The organism is Collinsella aerofaciens (assembly GCF_015546965.1).
Lineage (GTDB): Bacteria > Actinomycetota > Coriobacteriia > Coriobacteriales > Coriobacteriaceae > Collinsella > Collinsella aerofaciens_X.
The window spans coordinates 54,739-70,230 of record NZ_JADMUF010000005.1 but is presented as its reverse complement, the minus strand read 5'-3'; the positions used below and the strand labels follow the sequence as shown (position 1 = coordinate 70,230).

Annotated in this window: 13 protein-coding genes; 9 read left to right on the top strand and 4 right to left on the bottom strand. The window is 61.7% G+C overall.

All coding sequences use genetic code 11. The annotated features are described in order from the left end of the window. Window positions 1-11: 11 nt before the first annotated feature. A complete protein-coding gene (locus I1M21_RS04970) occupies window positions 12-1,289 on the bottom strand; it encodes an ATP-binding protein (RefSeq protein ID WP_195192668.1) in 1,278 nt (425 codons plus the stop codon). Beyond that, complete coding sequence (locus I1M21_RS04965; protein ID WP_195192667.1) at window positions 1,289-2,011, bottom strand: LytR/AlgR family response regulator transcription factor; 723 nt, start codon at window positions 2,009-2,011, stop codon at window positions 1,289-1,291. The genes I1M21_RS04970 and I1M21_RS04965 overlap by 1 nt, the downstream gene beginning before the upstream one ends. 293 nt (window positions 2,012-2,304) lie before the next feature. Between I1M21_RS04965 and nadA the strand changes: the two genes are divergently transcribed. The 4 genes from nadA to I1M21_RS04945 are packed head-to-tail and all read left to right on the top strand — an operon-like array spanning window position 2,305 to window position 6,171. Next, a complete protein-coding gene (gene nadA, locus I1M21_RS04960; protein ID WP_195192666.1) occupies window positions 2,305-3,330 on the top strand; it encodes a quinolinate synthase NadA in 1,026 nt (341 codons plus the stop codon). A 28-nt stretch (window positions 3,331-3,358) separates the two neighbouring features. Beyond that, window positions 3,359-4,762 (top strand): L-aspartate oxidase, encoded by a 1,404-nt coding sequence (locus tag I1M21_RS04955; protein WP_195192665.1) that lies wholly within the window; start codon window positions 3,359-3,361, stop codon window positions 4,760-4,762. A gap of 3 nt (window positions 4,763-4,765) precedes the next feature. After that, the gene (gene nadC / locus I1M21_RS04950; protein ID WP_195192664.1) at window positions 4,766-5,626 is read left to right on the top strand and encodes a carboxylating nicotinate-nucleotide diphosphorylase; all 861 of its coding nucleotides are present in this window, start codon (window positions 4,766-4,768) and stop codon (window positions 5,624-5,626) included. Further along, on the top strand, window positions 5,626-6,171 hold the full coding sequence (locus I1M21_RS04945) for a transcription repressor NadR (protein ID WP_195192663.1): 546 nt from the start codon (window positions 5,626-5,628) through the stop codon (window positions 6,169-6,171). The genes nadC and I1M21_RS04945 overlap by 1 nt, the downstream gene beginning before the upstream one ends. A 113-nt stretch (window positions 6,172-6,284) precedes the next feature. Here the strand turns inward: I1M21_RS04945 and I1M21_RS04940 are convergent, their stop codons facing one another. Beyond that, entirely contained in the window at window positions 6,285-6,470 is a 186-nt protein-coding gene (locus tag I1M21_RS04940; protein ID WP_006235216.1) for a DUF362 domain-containing protein, read from the bottom strand. Between the two features lie 657 nt (window positions 6,471-7,127). Here I1M21_RS04940 and dnaK point away from each other — a divergent pair. From dnaK to I1M21_RS04915, 5 genes are all read left to right on the top strand, one after another. Then, window positions 7,128-9,020 (top strand): molecular chaperone DnaK, encoded by a 1,893-nt coding sequence (gene dnaK / locus I1M21_RS04935; RefSeq protein WP_195192662.1) that lies wholly within the window; start codon window positions 7,128-7,130, stop codon window positions 9,018-9,020. A 2-nt stretch (window positions 9,021-9,022) separates the two neighbouring features. After that, the gene (locus I1M21_RS04930; RefSeq protein WP_195192661.1) at window positions 9,023-9,865 is read left to right on the top strand and encodes a nucleotide exchange factor GrpE; all 843 of its coding nucleotides are present in this window, start codon (window positions 9,023-9,025) and stop codon (window positions 9,863-9,865) included. Window positions 9,866-9,973: 108 nt separating this feature from the next. After that, window positions 9,974-10,939: a DnaJ C-terminal domain-containing protein gene (locus I1M21_RS04925; RefSeq protein ID WP_055285310.1), complete on the top strand. Its 966-nt coding sequence runs from the start codon at window positions 9,974-9,976 to the stop codon at window positions 10,937-10,939. A 72-nt stretch (window positions 10,940-11,011) separates the two neighbouring features. Then, window positions 11,012-11,428, top strand: coding sequence for a heat shock protein transcriptional repressor HspR (locus tag I1M21_RS04920; protein ID WP_006235210.1), 417 nt, complete (start codon window positions 11,012-11,014; stop codon window positions 11,426-11,428). A 397-nt stretch (window positions 11,429-11,825) separates the two neighbouring features. Next, complete coding sequence (locus I1M21_RS04915) at window positions 11,826-14,126, top strand: hydratase (protein ID WP_195192660.1); 2,301 nt, start codon at window positions 11,826-11,828, stop codon at window positions 14,124-14,126. A gap of 411 nt (window positions 14,127-14,537) precedes the next feature. On the opposite strand, the gene I1M21_RS04910 is transcribed toward I1M21_RS04915, so the two are convergent. Continuing rightward, window positions 14,538-15,185 (bottom strand): hypothetical protein, encoded by a 648-nt coding sequence (locus tag I1M21_RS04910; protein ID WP_195192659.1) that lies wholly within the window; start codon window positions 15,183-15,185, stop codon window positions 14,538-14,540. Window positions 15,186-15,492: the final 307 nt, after the last annotated feature.

The window sequence follows — 15,492 nt, the reverse complement described above, 5'->3', positions numbered from 1 at the left end:
CGCCCGCGCCCCTACATCACGGCGCGCAGCTCAAACCGGTCGCCGTTGATGCGGAACTGGCAGTTGCCGCTCATGCGCTCCACGGCAAGCTTAATGCTCTTGGTGCCAAAACCGTGGCCGGCGTGTTGGGTCACGGGCATGCCGTCGACCATGCGCGGCGCGCGTCCAAACGTGTTGGAAACCAAAAGCAGCAGCTGGCCGTCCTCAAGCCGCAGGTCAAGGTCGACAAAGCGTTTGCCTTCGGGGGCGGCGCTTGCAGCGATGATGGCGTTTTCCAGGGCGTTCGAAAGCACACTGAACAGGTCGGCATCGCCCACGTGAACGGTTTCGGGCACGGCGGCACGCAGGTCGGCGGTGATGCCGTGCTTGTTGATATCCGAACTAAATGACGAAAGCACGATGTTGACGGTCTCGTTGGCGCAGTAACGGCGCACGGCGGTGCGGTCGTTGGCCTCGCAGAGCTCATCGATGCGATCGAGCGCCTCGTCGATGTGCCCTTCCTCAACAAGAATGGCCAGACCGCGCAAAAAGTGCCGCATGTCGTGGCGAAGGATCGACAGCTCGCGTCCAGATTGGCGCCAGGCCTCGAGCTCTTTGATGGCGGAGTTGTCGCGCGTCTCGAGCATCCAGCGCTCACGCTCGGCTACTTCCTTTGCCTCGTATTCGCGCAGGTAGACGGCGAGAAACATAATGTAGAAGGCACAAAGGGCAAAGGCCAAAAACTCAACGGTCACCACCGAGCCCGAGTGGAACAGCGCGGTGTAGACGTTGGTGGCATAGTCAAAGACGTAATAGACGAGCGGCAGGATTAAAAGGATGCCCAGCTCGGTGGTGCTTTTAATCGCCAAGCGCGGACCGATATCGCCGGCCCAGTGCAGGAGGACGGCAAAGACGCCGAGCGTGGTCGCAATGCGCGCAAGGTAGTATGCAACCTGCGAGTCGGTGGCTGCGAATGCGGCGATACCCATCCAGTTGCTAAACTGGCAGCTCAGGTAGGCGCTGGTGACGCCCAATGCCGCGAGCAGCGGACTTAAGCGGTAACGCGCGCAGAGGAAGACGATAAGCGGCAGGTGCACGACGAGCGGGTAAGCCTGACGGGCAAACAGTTCTCCGCCAACGGCATTGGCAATCGAGAAGGCGGCACCGGTTGCGGCACCGATCCCCAGCAATTCGAGCGCATGGCGTCGATTGATTTCGACACCGCAGAGCGCCGCCGAGGCAAAAACGCCAAAGAGCAGCGTCGTGGCATGGTGAATCGCCCAAAGAACCATTTCGACCGATGCAGGCATCAGCGCCTCCCGCCCTCAAATCGCACCGCAAAGTAGGCGTCCTGGAATCCCTGCTTGCAGCTGCGCGAAAGCGGGATGCACGCGCCGGAGCGCATGACGATGTCCGTGCGATCGAAGTGGTCGATGTTGCGCAAGTTGACCTGGTAGCTACGGTGGCATTTAAAGAAGGTGGCATTTTGCGCCAAACGGTCCTCGACGCTGCGGAACGACTCGAGTGCCTCGATATCGCGTCCGTCGCGCAGGTGGAAGACCACGTGCTTGTTGCGCGCCTCGGCATATTCGATGTCGGACAGGCGCAGGGCGTGGTAGCCAAAGGAAGTTTTGATCACGAGCTCGTCGGTTGCCGCCGGGCGCATGCTCGAAAGCTCGTCGAGCAACTGCGCCAGGCGCTCGTAGGCCACGGGCTTGAGCAGATAATCGAAGGCGCGGACCTCGTAGGACTCCAGTGCAAACTCGGGCGATGAGGTGAGAAACACCAGGCGCACGGCGGTATCGGCCTGGCGCAGTTCGCGCGCGGTGTCCATGCCGTTGACGAGCGGCATGATCATGTCGAGCAGGATGATGTCGGCGCGCGACGCGGCATGGCGCGCCAGCAGGTCCTCGCCGCGCGTGACGAGCGCAACATCGACCGCCGTGCCCGTCTCGCTCGACCAACGGTCGATCATCCGGTGCAGTCTATCTAGAAAGGCGACGTCGTCGTCGCAGGCAATAATCTTGAGCATTCTGAGCCCCCTTAGTAGTTCGATTTTGCCACATTGGGTGCGGACCGCTCGCGGAGGCGTGTCCCATTTGCGCCCCACGTCGCGCAACTCGCGCCGAGCGGTATTGCGGTGGCGAAAGATGCCTCCTGCGCTATCGAGAGCTCGGCTATCCTCAGCTTGCCAGTTCGAAAATGGACCTGCCACATGATTGAATCTTTATTTCAACTTTACACCTAGGTTTACAGCTGTCTTGTCAGCTGTAAACCTAGGTGTCATACTAAAGCCCCAAGATTCGCCAAAAGAGAGGGGCCTTGATGGCACAGAGCGCGAACATGGATGCGTCGGAGCTTGCACGCGACATTGCGGCCGGCCTGGCATCGGCAACGACGGCAACGGAGCGCGCGGCATTGGTGCCCGCAGAGCTCGTCGAGGCCATTCAGCAACTAAAAACCCAACGCGATGCGGTAATCCTGGCACACTATTACGTGGCACCCGAGGTCCAGGCTGTGGCCGATTACGTCGGCGACAGCTTTTACCTGGCAAAGCTTGCCAAGAGCCTGCCGCAGCAGACCATCGTGCTGTGCGGCGTGGAGTTTATGGGCGAGAGCGCCAAGCTGCTCAACCCCACCAAGACCGTGCTGCTGCCCGAGCCGGGCGCGGACTGCCCCATGGCTCACATGGTCAAGCGCGAGACGGTCGACGCCGCCCGCGCCGAGTACGGTGACGACCTTGCCGTGGTCTGCTACGTCAACTCCACGGTCGAGATCAAGAGCTGGAGCGACGTGTGCGTCACCAGCTCCAACGCCGTTAAGATCGTGTCCGAGCTGCCGCAGCAGCATATCCTGTTCATTCCCGACCAAAACCTGGGCCGCTTCGTAGCCGAGCAGGTGCCGCAAAAGCACGTCATCCTCAACAACGGCTACTGCCCGCGCCATCACATCATCACCGTCGAGCAGATCGTCGACGCGACGGAGGCCCACCCCAACGCGCTCGTGCTGGCGCATCCTGAGTGCAAGGCCGACGTCCTGGCCGAGGCCGACTACATCGGCTCCACCGCCGGCATCATCAAGTATGCTGAGGAGTCGGACGCGAGCGAGTTCATCATCGTGACGGTCCGCGGCGTGCTCTACGAGCTCGAGCGCCGCTGCCAGGGCACCGGCAAGAAGTTCTACTTCCCCGCGGTGCAGCCCACCTGCGTCAACATGGACCTCATCACGCTCGAAAAGCTTGTGCGCTGCCTGGAGACGGGCGAGGGCGAAGTGCAGATCGGCGTGTCGGACGAGGCTGCCGACCAGGCCAAGCTCACGCTCGATCGTATGCTCGAGTACGCAGCACGCTAGAACAATGTGGCATGAGGGATGGTCCCTTATGTCACATTCAAGGGAGAGGATTCCTGTGGAAACCAAGCAATACCCCGACATGGAGTGCGACGTCGTCATTGCCGGCTGCGGCGTAGCGGGCCTGTACGCGGCTCTCAATCTGCCGACGAGCACGCGCGTGATCATGCTCTCCAAGGGCGCTGTCGACGAGTGCGATTCGATGCTCGCGCAGGGCGGCATCTGCGTGCTGCCCGAAGGCTCGGACTACGATGCCTTCTTTGAGGACACCATGCACGCCGGTCATTACGAGAACCGCCGTGAGAGCGTCGACATCATGATCCGTTCGAGCCGTTCGGTCATCAACGACCTGCTAGCGATGGGCGTGGATTTTGAGCGCAAGGCCGACGGCAGCCTCAACTTTACCCGCGAGGGCGCGCACAGCCGTCCGCGCATCGCCTTCCATGCCGACATTACGGGCAAGGAGATTACGACCAAGCTGCTCCAGGCTGTCCGCAAGCTGGACAACGTGCAGATTCTCGAATACGTTGCCATGACCGACATCCTGACGGGCGAGCGTGACGGCGCCACGGTGTGCACCGGCGTCGTCGCCGTTTCCGTGGACGAGGACAACTCGGTTCGTCCCGCCGACGAGCTGACAAATGCCGCCGAGGGCGTGCATGCCGGCGAACCGTTTAAGATCCATGCCCGCCACACGCTGTGGGCGACGGGCGGTATCGGCGGCGTATACGACCATTCGACCAACTACCCGCAGCTCACGGGCGATGCCTGCTACATTGCTCAGGAGCATGGCATTAAGATGGAGCACCTGGACTACGTGCAGATCCACCCCACGGGACTGTTCTCGCCGCAGCCGGGCCGCACCTTCCTGATCAGCGAGAGCTGCCGCGGCGAGGGCGCGATTTTGCTCAACGCCGCCGGCGAGCGCTTTACCGACGAGCTTCAGCCGCGCGATGTGGTCGCTGCCGCTATTCGCGAGCAGATGAAGCAGGACGGTACCGAGCACGAGTGGCTGAGCTTTGCCCCCGTCGAGCGCGATGTGCTGACCGGGCATTTTGCCAACATTCGCGCGCGCTGCCTTGAGGACGGCCGCGACATCTTGGACGAGCCCATCCCCGTTACGCCCACGCAGCACTACTTTATGGGTGGCGTATGGGTCGATAAGGACGGCCGCACCTCGATGCCCGAGCTCTACGCCGCGGGCGAGACGGCCTGCAACGGCGTTCACGGCAAGAATCGCCTTGCATCAAACAGCCTGCTCGAGGCGCTGGTCTGGGGTCGTCGCGCCGCGTGGTATATGCGTACCGGCGAGTCACTGGCCGTGGAGCAGGCGGGCGATCCCGCGCTCGATGGCCGTCATCGCGCCCTGAGCGCCGACATCCTGGCAATCGATGATTTGGCCCGTGCCGCCGGCACGCAGGCCGTGGAGGAGTAGACCATGAATCCCATTACCATGAAGCTCGTCGTCGATGATCTGATTTTGCAGGCTCTGCGCGAGGACATCACCTTTGAGGACGTGAGCACGGCGAGCGTGTGTCCCACGGCGCGCCCCGCCACCGTTGAGCTCATCGCCAAGGCAGATGGCATCATCGCGGGCCTGGACGTGTTTGCCCGCACCTTTGAGCTGCTGGATCCGCAGAGCTCCGTGCTGTTCGATGTCGCGGATGGCGACGAAGTGCATGCCGGCGACCATGTGGGCCAAGTGCGCGGCGACGCGCGCGTACTGCTTTCGGGCGAGCGCGTGGCGCTCAACTACCTGCAGCGCATGAGCGGCATCGCCACCTATACGCACCAGATGGCCGCGGCGCTCGAAGGCACCAAGACCGTGCTCGTCGACACGCGCAAGACCACGCCGGGCATGCGTGTGTTTGAAAAGGCGGCAGTCGAGATCGGCGGTGGCAGCAACCACCGCTATAACCTGTCGACGGCTGTCATGCTCAAGGACAACCACATCGACGCCGCCGGTGGCGTGGCACGCGCGATCGAGATGGCGCGCGCTCATGCGTCGTTTACCACGACGGTCGAGATCGAGTGCGAGAACCTGGACATGGTGCGCGAGGCCGTGGAGGCCGGTGCCGATATCATCATGTTCGACAACATGACCCATGACGACATGGCCGCCGCCATAGAGCTTATCGCCGGTCGCGCCAAGACCGAGTGCTCGGGCAACGTGGATGCCAGCAATATCCGCGTGCTTGCCGACCTGGGCGTTGACTTTATTAGCTCGGGGGCGTTGACGCATTCTGCGCCGATTCTCGACCTCTCGCTTAAGCACCTGCGTCTGCTGGACGGTAAATAATGGACGCCCGCGAGCGTCGCCGTGCCATCATGGCCGTGCTCGAGGGAGCCAAAGACCCCGTCTCCGGCAGCGCACTTGCTTGTGAGGTGGGTGTGAGCCGCCAGATTGTCGTGCAAGACATTGCCCTGCTGCGCGCCGATGGGCACGATATCGTGGCGACCAATCGCGGCTACGTGCTGCAGGAGGCCGCGAGTAGCCCCGCCGTGCCCACGCGTCTTGTTAAGGTGCGCCACAGTGTGGAGCAGGCGGGCGACGAGCTCACGAGTATCGTCGACGCGGGTGGCGCCGTGCTCAACGTGATCGTCAACCATCGTGTGTACGGCAAGATCACGGCCGACCTGGACATCCGCAACCGCCGCGATGTCGAGCGCTATCTGCGCGATATCGAGAGCGGCAAGAGCTTTCCGCTGCTAACGGTGACGAGCGGCTATCACTTCCATCGCATTGCGGCGGAGGACGAACAGACCCTCGACGAGATCGAGGCGATGCTCAAGGAGAAAGGCTACCTAGCCGATTTAATGCCCTACGAGGATGATTTGTCCTAGCCCGACACCGTCCCCAATTAGCTGCCCACGAATGCAAAAGGAGGCCTCCGCGGCGATGCGGAGGCCTCCTTTTTGTGCACGGTGTACTTTTGAGTGTGCAAGTGGGGGAGTTGTTACTCCTCGACGATCTCGGTGATCGCGCCGGCGGGGCAAGCGTCCTGGCAAGCGCCACAGGCGACGCAGGAGTCCTCGTCAGCGACGGTAGCGACGTCCTGGAGCTCCAGAACGCCGGCGGGGCAGGAGTCGACGCAAACGCCACAAGCGATGCACTCGTCGGCATCAATTACGGGATGAGCCATGGTAGTTTCCTCTCTGTTGACCGACGCTACAGACGATGCGCGCCGGTTTGATTCGGGCAAAAACATACCACGGGAGCGACCGTTTGCAATACCCTCTGGCCGGCATCTTCATACCGTTCGCCGAGTATGCCAAGGTTTACTAAAAAACGCGCAGGTGGGGCCGTTGAGCTGCGCAAATGTTAGCTAAAGGTGACTTGAAATATTGAGCTATTGAGCGCGCCTGCGGAAAGGGCATCCCGTTATTTGGCCGAAAAACGGGTCGCAGTTTCCGGTTGGGCCCGCTAGCGGAAACTGCGACCCGGTATCCGCTCTCAAAACGGGATACGGTTTCCGGTTGAGCCTTCAGACGGAAACTGCGACCCGGAATCCACGCTCAAACCGGGACAAGCTTTCCGCAAGGCAGCCCCAGACACCCCCGGACGCAAACCTCAGCCATCTCTACATAGATCTCGATAGATTTGCCGAGAACTCAATCAGCGCATCTACCTGCGCATTTGCGAACCTAAACTCTTGGCAATAAGAAATCTTATATGAATTGACTTAGATTTTGTATATTCCGCCCCATAAGGGGATACACTACATCCTGAAAGACAAGCCGAAACACCGCGCGGCAGACCGCCGAGTCGGTGCAAACGCACAAGAGAGAGGGAATTTCTAATGGGCAAGATTCTTGGTATCGATCTTGGTACTACTAACTCCGCAATGGCCGTTCTCGAGGGCGGTTCTCCGACTATTATCGTGAACGCCGAGGGCGACCGCACCACCCCGTCCGTCGTGGGCTTCCGTGCCGACGGCGACCGCGTCGTGGGTAAGGCCGCTAAGAACCAGGCTGTCACCAACCCCAAGAACACCGTGTTCTCCATCAAGCGCTTCATGGGCCGCAAGTACTCCGAGTGCACCTCTGAGATCAAGACCGTGCCGTACGAGGTCAAGGAGGGCCAGGGTGGCCGTGCCGTCGTCGACATCGAGGGCAAGGATTACACCGCCGAGCAGGTGAGCGCCATGACGCTCGCAAAGATGAAGGCCGACGCCGAGAAGTATCTGGGCGAGACCGTCACCGACGCCGTCATCACCGTCCCGGCCTACTTCAACGACGCCCAGCGTCAGGCCACCAAGGACGCCGGTAAGATCGCCGGCCTCAACGTCAAGCGTATCGTCAACGAGCCGACCGCTGCTGCTCTGGCCTATGGCCTGGACAAGCAGGGCACCGACCAGCGCATCCTGGTCTTCGACCTGGGTGGCGGCACCTTCGACGTCTCCATCCTCGACCTCGCCGACGGCGTGTTTGAGGTTCTGTCCACCTCGGGCGACAACCACCTGGGCGGCGATGACTGGGATCAGCGCGTCATCGATTGGATGGCCGATAAGTTCCAGCAGGAGAACGGTGTCGACCTGCGTCAGGACCCCATGGCCCTGCAGCGTCTGAAGGAGGCCGCCGAGAACGCCAAGAAGGAACTCTCCGCCGCCCAGCAGACCACCATCAACCTGCCGTTCATTACCATGAACCAGTCCGGCCCGCTGCACCTCAACTACACGCTGACCCGCGCCGAGTTCGAGAAGATCACCCGCGACCTGCTCGAGCGCTGCAAGCAGCCTGTCACCAACGCCCTGCGCGACGCCAAGCTTAAGCTCTCCGATCTGACCGAGGTCATCCTCGTCGGCGGCTCCACCCGTATGCCCGCTGTCCAGGAGCTCGTCAAGACCATGACCGGCAAGCAGCCCAACATGTCCGTGAACCCCGACGAGGTCGTTGCCGACGGCGCTGCCGTCCAGGGCGGCGTGCTCACCGGCGACGTCGAGGGCATCCTGCTGCTCGACGTTACCCCGCTGTCGCTGGGCGTCGAGACCATGGGCGGCATCATGACCAAGATGATCGACCGCAACACAACGATCCCGACCTCCAAGACCGAGGTCTACTCCACCGCTGCCGACAACCAGACCAGCGTCGAGATCAACGTGCTCCAGGGCGAGCGCGAGCTTGCCCGCGATAACAAGTCGCTCGGTAAGTTCCAGCTGACCGGTATCCCGGCTGCCCGCCGCGGCGTGCCGCAGATCGAGGTCACCTTCGACATCGACGCCAACGGCATCGTCAAGGTCTCCGCTAAGGACAAGGGCACCGGCAAGGAGCAGCAGATCACCATCTCTGGCTCCACCGCTCTGTCCGACGACGAAGTCGATCGCATGGTCAAGGACGCCGAGGCTCATGCCGAGGAGGATAAGAAGCAGAAGGAAGAGGTCGAGGTCCGCAACCAGACCGACAGCCTGTGCTACTCCACCGAGCAGACCCTCAACGAGCTGGGCGACAAGGTTTCCGCCGACGTGAAGTCCAAGGCCGAGGCCGCTATCGCCGACGCCAAGAAGGCACTCGAGGGCTCTGACGTCGAGGCCATCAAGGCCGCTGGCGAGTCCCTGCAGTCTGTGGCCTACGAGCTGGCTCAGGTTGTCTACGCCGACGCTCAGCAGCAGGCCGACGGTGCCGCCGGCGCCCAGCCTGCCGACGACGACGTTGTCGACGCCGACTACGAGGTTGTGGACGACGAGGACAAGTAATCATGTCCGCCCGTAAAGCTCGCACGGAGGCGCCTGCCGCTGGCGACGCCCCCGTTGACTCTGAGGAGAAGGACGTGAAGATTCCCGTAGAGGCCGTCGACGATACCGAGGCCAATGAGGCCGAGGCCGCCGAGGCTGCCGAGAACCAGGTAGAGGATTCCAACAAGGAGGCGACGATGACCGAGGACGAGATGGTGGAAGCCGCTATCCGCGCCGGTGAGGAAGCCGCCGACAACGACTTTAAGCTCAAGTTCGAGCAGGCTCAGAAGGAGCTTGCCGACGTGCGCAGCGAGCTCGATGCTGCGGCAGAGGCTCAGAAGGCCGCCGAGGACAAGGCAAAGGACGCCACCGAGCGCACCGCCCGTCTGCAGGCCGACTGGGAGAACTTCCGTCGCCGCACTGCCAACGAGCGCATCGCCGAGCGCGAGCGCGCGACCGAGAAGCTCGTCACTGCGCTGCTGCCGGTGGTCGACGATATCGAGCGTGCGATCGACCATGCCCGCAGCCAGGAGCTTGCCGATGACTTTAAGCAGTTCGTCGACGGCGTCGACGCGGTGCATGCCAAGCTGCTCGATGTGTTTGCGCACGAGGGCGTTGAGCCCATCGACCCCAAGGGCGAGGCGTTCGATCCGCTCGAGCACCAGGCTGTGGGTCGCGTCGAGGACGCATCGCAGTACGATGAGACCGTCAACGATGTGTACCAGAAGGGCTACCGCATGGCGGACCGCATCCTGCGTTCCGCGATGGTGACGGTGACCTACGGTGGCGAGAAGCGCCCCGCACCGGAGCCCGAAGCGGCGCCCGAGGATGCTACGGCCGATACGGTCGAGAGCACCGAGGAGTAATTGAGAAGGGCCCCGGGGCAACACCCGGGGCCCTTTCTGGCCTAGTGCCATATGAAAGCATGAGCCGTCGTCTGCATGGGCGGCGGACGTAACAGGAGAGGAGCTACGATGGCTGCAGGCAAAACCTTCTATGACATCCTGGGCGTATCCAAGAGCGCCTCCGACAAAGAGATCAAGAGCGCGTTTCGCAAGCTCGCGCAAAAATATCACCCCGATGCCGGCGGCGACGAGGCCAAGTTCAAGGAGATCAGCGAGGCCTACGAAACGCTTTCGGACGAGAAGAAGCGCAAAGAGTACGACCAGATGCTCATGTTTGGCGGCATGCCGGGCGCGGGCGGCGCGTATGGCGGCGGCTACGGTGCCGGCGCGGGCGCCAGCGGCTGGGGCGACATCTTCGACAGCATCTTTAGCGGCAACGGCGCCTGGGGCAGCGATTGGGGCTCGGGCTTTGCCGGGGCTGCGGGCGCTGCCGGTGCCGGCGCGGGTCGCAGCCGCGCTCGCAAGGGCGGCGACCTGTCGCTGACCGTCGATGTGACGGCCGAGGACGCGTTTCGCGGCGTGACGCACAAGGTCACCTATCGCATTCCCTCGACGGGCGAGCAGCAGACCATCACGGTTTCGGTGCCTGCGGGTGCGGTCGACGGCGGCAAGCTACGCTACAAGCGTCGCGGCGAGTATGGCGTTGCGGGTGGTGAGCGCGGCGACCTGGTCGTGACCACGCATGTGGAGGAGCACCCGCTGTTTAAGCGCAAAGGCGCCGACGTGACCATGGAGGTACCGGTCTCGGTCTACGAGGCGGCGCTCGGCTGCACGGTGGACGTGCCCACGCCCGGCGGTGCGACGGTCCGTTTGAAAGTGCCCGCGGGTACCCAGACGGGCAAGAAGTTCCGCTTTAAGGAGATGGGAGCGCCCGACGTTAAGCACCGTGGCCGTACGGGCGCGCTGCTCGTCGAGATCAAGGTGCAGGTCCCCACGAACCTATCCGATGACGAGCGCGATGCCATGACCAAGCTGCGCGAGGCCGACACGCGCGATTATCGCGAGAAGGTCAACCGTTACAAGGCGACGTACTAGGGCGGTCGTGGCGCACGCCCGCGCCCGCGGGCTTATGATGGACGATAGCGAGACGGAAAGGGGTCAGGTAGCATGGCCGAGGACAATAGGAACAAACCGCTGTACATGATCAGCGTGGCGGCCGAGCTGACCGGCATGCATCCGCAGACTCTGCGCGTCTACGAGTCCAAGGGCCTGGTGAACCCCCAGCGTTCGGGCGGCAACACGCGTCTGTATTCGCGTGCCGATATCGAGCGCCTAGAGCTCATCAACCAACTGACCGACGAGGGCATCAACCTTGCCGGCGTGGTGCGCATTCTCGATATGAAGGAGCGTGCCGAGGAGCGCGAGCGCGAGAACGAAAAACTTCGTGCCCGCGTGCGCCAGCTCGAGGACGAGCTGCACGAGTACAAGATGCAGAAGAAGATCACCGCCCTGGCCCCGCGCGACGGCTCAGTTAACCCCGAACAGGTCATGCGCAAGCTGCTGGGCGCCGGCGGGGATTTGTAGTTACGCGGTTTTACCAAACCGCGTAACGGCTCGACGCTGCGCGACGTCAAGAGCGACAATTTGTCATTCAAAAGGCAGGGCATGACCAGAAGGTCTATGCCTTGCCTTTTTCATGCCAACTTGTTCGCTCTGGACGTCGCTCGCTGTCCGTCCTCTACCTGCGGCGTTGCCTTGCTCGCTCTGGCGGGCTTTTGTAGTCATTGGGGACGTTCTTAAATGACTAGTCGAAAGGGACGCTCTTGCGCCAAATCTGCCGGCCCCACACTGGGCTCGTCCTTTGCTTTACTGAGATAAAGTGAACGTGCAGATTCGTAACCCACTCGCAACCGTTCTATGGCACGATATTGAACGAATGTATGCTATGCGCCCAAATCTTTTGGGCAGAGTGGGAGACAGTATGGTCAAGCTGTACGAGGACGGCATCTACCTGCGCGGCGGCAGCGAAGTTGTGCCTGCGGCCGAGGCTGCCGAGCGCGGTATTACGCAGGCGCCCGAGGATGCCAAGCGTGGCACCATCGCGTATTCGATCCTTCAGGCACACAACACGTCCGGCGACCCCGAGGCGCTCAAGATTCGCTTCGACGCCATGGCGAGCCACGACATCACCTTTGTCGGCATCATCCAGACGGCGCGCGCCTCGGGCATGGAGCAGTTCCCGCTGCCCTACGTGCTCACCAACTGCCATAACTCGCTGTGCGCCGTGGGCGGCACCATCAACGAGGACGACCACGTCTTTGGTCTCTCGGCTGCTAAGAAGTACGGCGGCATCTTCGTCCCGCCGCACATCGCCGTCATCCACTCCTTTATGCGTGAGAACTTCGCCGGTTGCGGCAAGATGATTCTGGGTTCCGACTCGCACATCCGCTATGGCGCCCTGGGCACCATGGCCGTGGGCGAGGGCGGCGGCGAGCTGGCGAAGCAACTGCTGCGCGACACCTACGACGTTGCCTATCCCGGCGTTGTAGCCATCTACCTCACGGGTGCCCCACGTCCCGGCGTCGGCCCGCACGACGTAGCGCTCGCCATCATCCGCGCCGTCTTTGCCAAGGGCTACGTCAAGAACAAGGTAATGGAGTTCGTGGGCCCCGGCATCGCGAGCATGACGACCGACTACCGCAACGGCGTCGACGTTATGACCACCGAGACCACCTGCCTGTCGAGCATTTGGGCCACCGACGAGGACACGCACGCGTTTTTGACCATGCACGGCCGCGGCGACGACTACCGCGAGCTCAAGCCCGCCGATGTTGCCTACTACGACGGCTGCGTCGAGGTCGACCTGTCGAGCATCAAGCCCATGATCGCGCTGCCGTTCCATCCTTCCAACGGCTTCGAGATTGACGAGCTCAACGAGAACCTCGAGGACATCCTGCATGAGGTGGAGCTTGAGGCCGCCAGGATTGGCGAGGGCAAGACGCACTTTACCCTGCTCGACAAGATCGTCGACGGCAAGCTGCACGTGCAGCAGGGCGTTATCGCCGGCTGCTCGGGCGGCAACTACGACTCCGTGGTCCAGGCTGCCCGCGTGCTCAAGGGCGCCAACACCGGTTGCGGCGAGTTCTCGCTGTCGGTCTATCCCACGAGCCAGCCCGTGGCACTCGAGCTTACACGCCGCGGCTACATCTACGACCTCATGGAGGCCGGCGCGATCGTGCGCACGGCGTTCTGCGGTCCGTGCTTCGGCGCCGGCGACACGCCTGCCAACAACGGCCTTTCGATCCGCCACACCACGCGTAACTTCCCCAACCGCGAGGGTTCCAAGCCGGGTAATGGCCAGCTGAGCGCCGTGGCCCTGATGGACGCTCGCTCCATTGCGGCGACGGCTGCCAACGGCGGCGTCCTGACGCCGGCGACCGACCTGCCCGAGGAGACTTGGGACGAGGCCTGCGAGTACACCTTTGACGATGCGCCGTACAAAAAGCGTGTGTACTGGGGCTTTGGCAAGGCGGAGCCTGCCGACGAGCTGGTCGAGGGTCCCAACATCAAACCGTGGCCCGCGATGGAGCCTCTCGGCGACGATATCCTGCTCAAGGTGTGCTCCAAGATCATGGACTCGGTCACCACGACCGACGAGCTCATTCCCTCGGGCGAGACGAGCTCCTTCCGCTCCAACCCGCTGGGCTTGGCCGAGTTTACGCTCAGCCGTCGCGATCCGGCCTACGTGGGTCGCTCCAAGGAGGTCGACGCGGTGGAAAAGCGCCGCGTTGCCGGCGAAGCAGCAGGCGATCTGGCGGCGCTCGATGCCGAGCTTGCCGGCGTGTTTGAGGCGCTGGCCGGCGCGGGTGTCGCGGCCGATGCCAAGGCGACCGAGTACGGCTCCATGCTCTATGCCAAGAAGCCCGGCGACGGTTCCGCCCGCGAGCAGGCCGCGAGCTGCCAGCGCGTGATCGGCGGCCTGGCCAACATCGTCCACGAGTACGCCACCAAGCGTTATCGCTCCAACGTGATGAACTGGGGCATGGTGCCCTTCCAGATGGAGGTCGAGCCCAACTTTGAGGTGGGCGACTACGTCTTTGTGCCGGGCATCCGTGCCGCGCTCGATGGCGACCTAAAGGACATCGCTGCCTATGTGGTGCGTGCCAACGGCACGGTCGAGCAGATTGAGCTCTACATTGCCGATATGACGGCCGAAGAGCGTGCCATCGTCAAGGCCGGCTGCCTGATCAACTACAACAAGTTCAAGGCCGCTGCCGAGTAACGCACTTAATTGTCCGCCCGGGGCCACCCTTTCCCGCCCGCTCACGCGCTTCGCGAGGGTCGCGTTCGGCAAAGGGTAAGCCCCGGGCTACATTCTTGCGTTCTCGTTGGGTCTTGAGGGACGCTAATAAATAGACTTGCTTGATGCCGCCTCTGTTATCGGGGCGGCTTCTTTTGTCGAAAACCACCATGAAGGGGTAGGCGCCTTTGCGGTGGTTCCGTTTGTCTCGACCTGTAACATCTGGGCCCCTATTTGACGAGCGGCTGTTACAGATTGAGACAAACAATCGCCGCCGATCATTTCATCTCGATCTGTAACATCTAGGATTGAAAAGGGCCGCTAGATGTTACAGATCGAGACAGTGGAACATCGGAACCGAAACCACCACAAAGGTGCCTGCCTGGCGGGTCCTTATTTCGATGGGGCCCAGGTTATTTCATCGTCAAATAGCCAAGTGCGTGCTGAGCCACTGTCGCGCGCTGTCTGTGGATCGGGCTCGCAAGTTTGTTCGTAGGCATCCTCGGTACACCGATCCATAAAATCGACGACTGCCGTCTGGTCGCCTTCCATGACGTAGATCACGTTGCCATCCGAGATATAGACTCCCGGCCCTTCGTTGTCCACGTAGCCGGGGTCGTATGAAACGTTGCACAGTCTGCTCCCGTTTGCCGCATCGAGTTCAAGGGTCGAATAATACCCGCCATTCATTTGGCCTTTCTTGGCTCGATATATTGCGGCGCCGTACCATCGCTTAAATGTCTTGCCTTTGAGTAAACTGGTTGCCTTGCCGATAAGCTGCTCATCTTGGGTATAGCGCGTGGCTCCAAGTTCGATTCGGGGATAGTTACTGACCCCAAGCGCTGCGGGCGTACCGTCGAAATCGACGGTGATTGAATCGGGTTTGACGATATCGGTGAGGATTTCGATGGGGTAGCTTACGGTTTCAACCGCCGCCTGCGTTGCCGAGGCAGGGAGAAATGCGAGATAGATAATGCCCACGCCGACTGCGGTAATTGCAAACGCTAAGACGAGCAGGCCGATATAGGTGGAGCGTTTCACGGTGGGGCACCTCTCATGCAATATGCAATCATTAAGATAAATGATACAAGCTTACGACAATATTCAAAAGAAAGCGACCGCCCGGAATGAGAGGCTAAAAGGCCCTATTGGGCTTCGATTTGATCTCTAATAGGAATATTTGCCTCCCCTCATTCTGGGCGAGGGGTCAAAATTGAGTTCACGAGTTTTGTGCAATACTATTCTCACTAAACCCGCTATTTTCACTATAAGCACTATAAAAACGACAGGGACGATGACGAGAACAATGTGGCGTGCGATAGCTAAGCCGTTTAAGCCGGACTCTGAC

Coding starts and splice junctions, on each gene's coding strand:
- I1M21_RS04970 (WP_195192668.1), bottom strand. CDS start 1,289: ATGCCTGCATCGGTCGAAATGGTTCTTTGGGCGATTCACCATGCCACG.
- I1M21_RS04965 (WP_195192667.1), bottom strand. CDS start 2,011: ATGCTCAAGATTATTGCCTGCGACGACGACGTCGCCTTTCTAGATAGA.
- nadA (WP_195192666.1), top strand. CDS start 2,305: ATGGCACAGAGCGCGAACATGGATGCGTCGGAGCTTGCACGCGACATT.
- I1M21_RS04955 (WP_195192665.1), top strand. CDS start 3,359: ATGTCACATTCAAGGGAGAGGATTCCTGTGGAAACCAAGCAATACCCC.
- nadC (WP_195192664.1), top strand. CDS start 4,766: ATGAATCCCATTACCATGAAGCTCGTCGTCGATGATCTGATTTTGCAG.
- I1M21_RS04945 (WP_195192663.1), top strand. CDS start 5,626: ATGGACGCCCGCGAGCGTCGCCGTGCCATCATGGCCGTGCTCGAGGGA.
- I1M21_RS04940 (WP_006235216.1), bottom strand. CDS start 6,470: ATGGCTCATCCCGTAATTGATGCCGACGAGTGCATCGCTTGTGGCGTT.
- dnaK (WP_195192662.1), top strand. CDS start 7,128: ATGGGCAAGATTCTTGGTATCGATCTTGGTACTACTAACTCCGCAATG.
- I1M21_RS04930 (WP_195192661.1), top strand. CDS start 9,023: ATGTCCGCCCGTAAAGCTCGCACGGAGGCGCCTGCCGCTGGCGACGCC.
- I1M21_RS04925 (WP_055285310.1), top strand. CDS start 9,974: ATGGCTGCAGGCAAAACCTTCTATGACATCCTGGGCGTATCCAAGAGC.
- I1M21_RS04920 (WP_006235210.1), top strand. CDS start 11,012: ATGGCCGAGGACAATAGGAACAAACCGCTGTACATGATCAGCGTGGCG.
- I1M21_RS04915 (WP_195192660.1), top strand. CDS start 11,826: ATGGTCAAGCTGTACGAGGACGGCATCTACCTGCGCGGCGGCAGCGAA.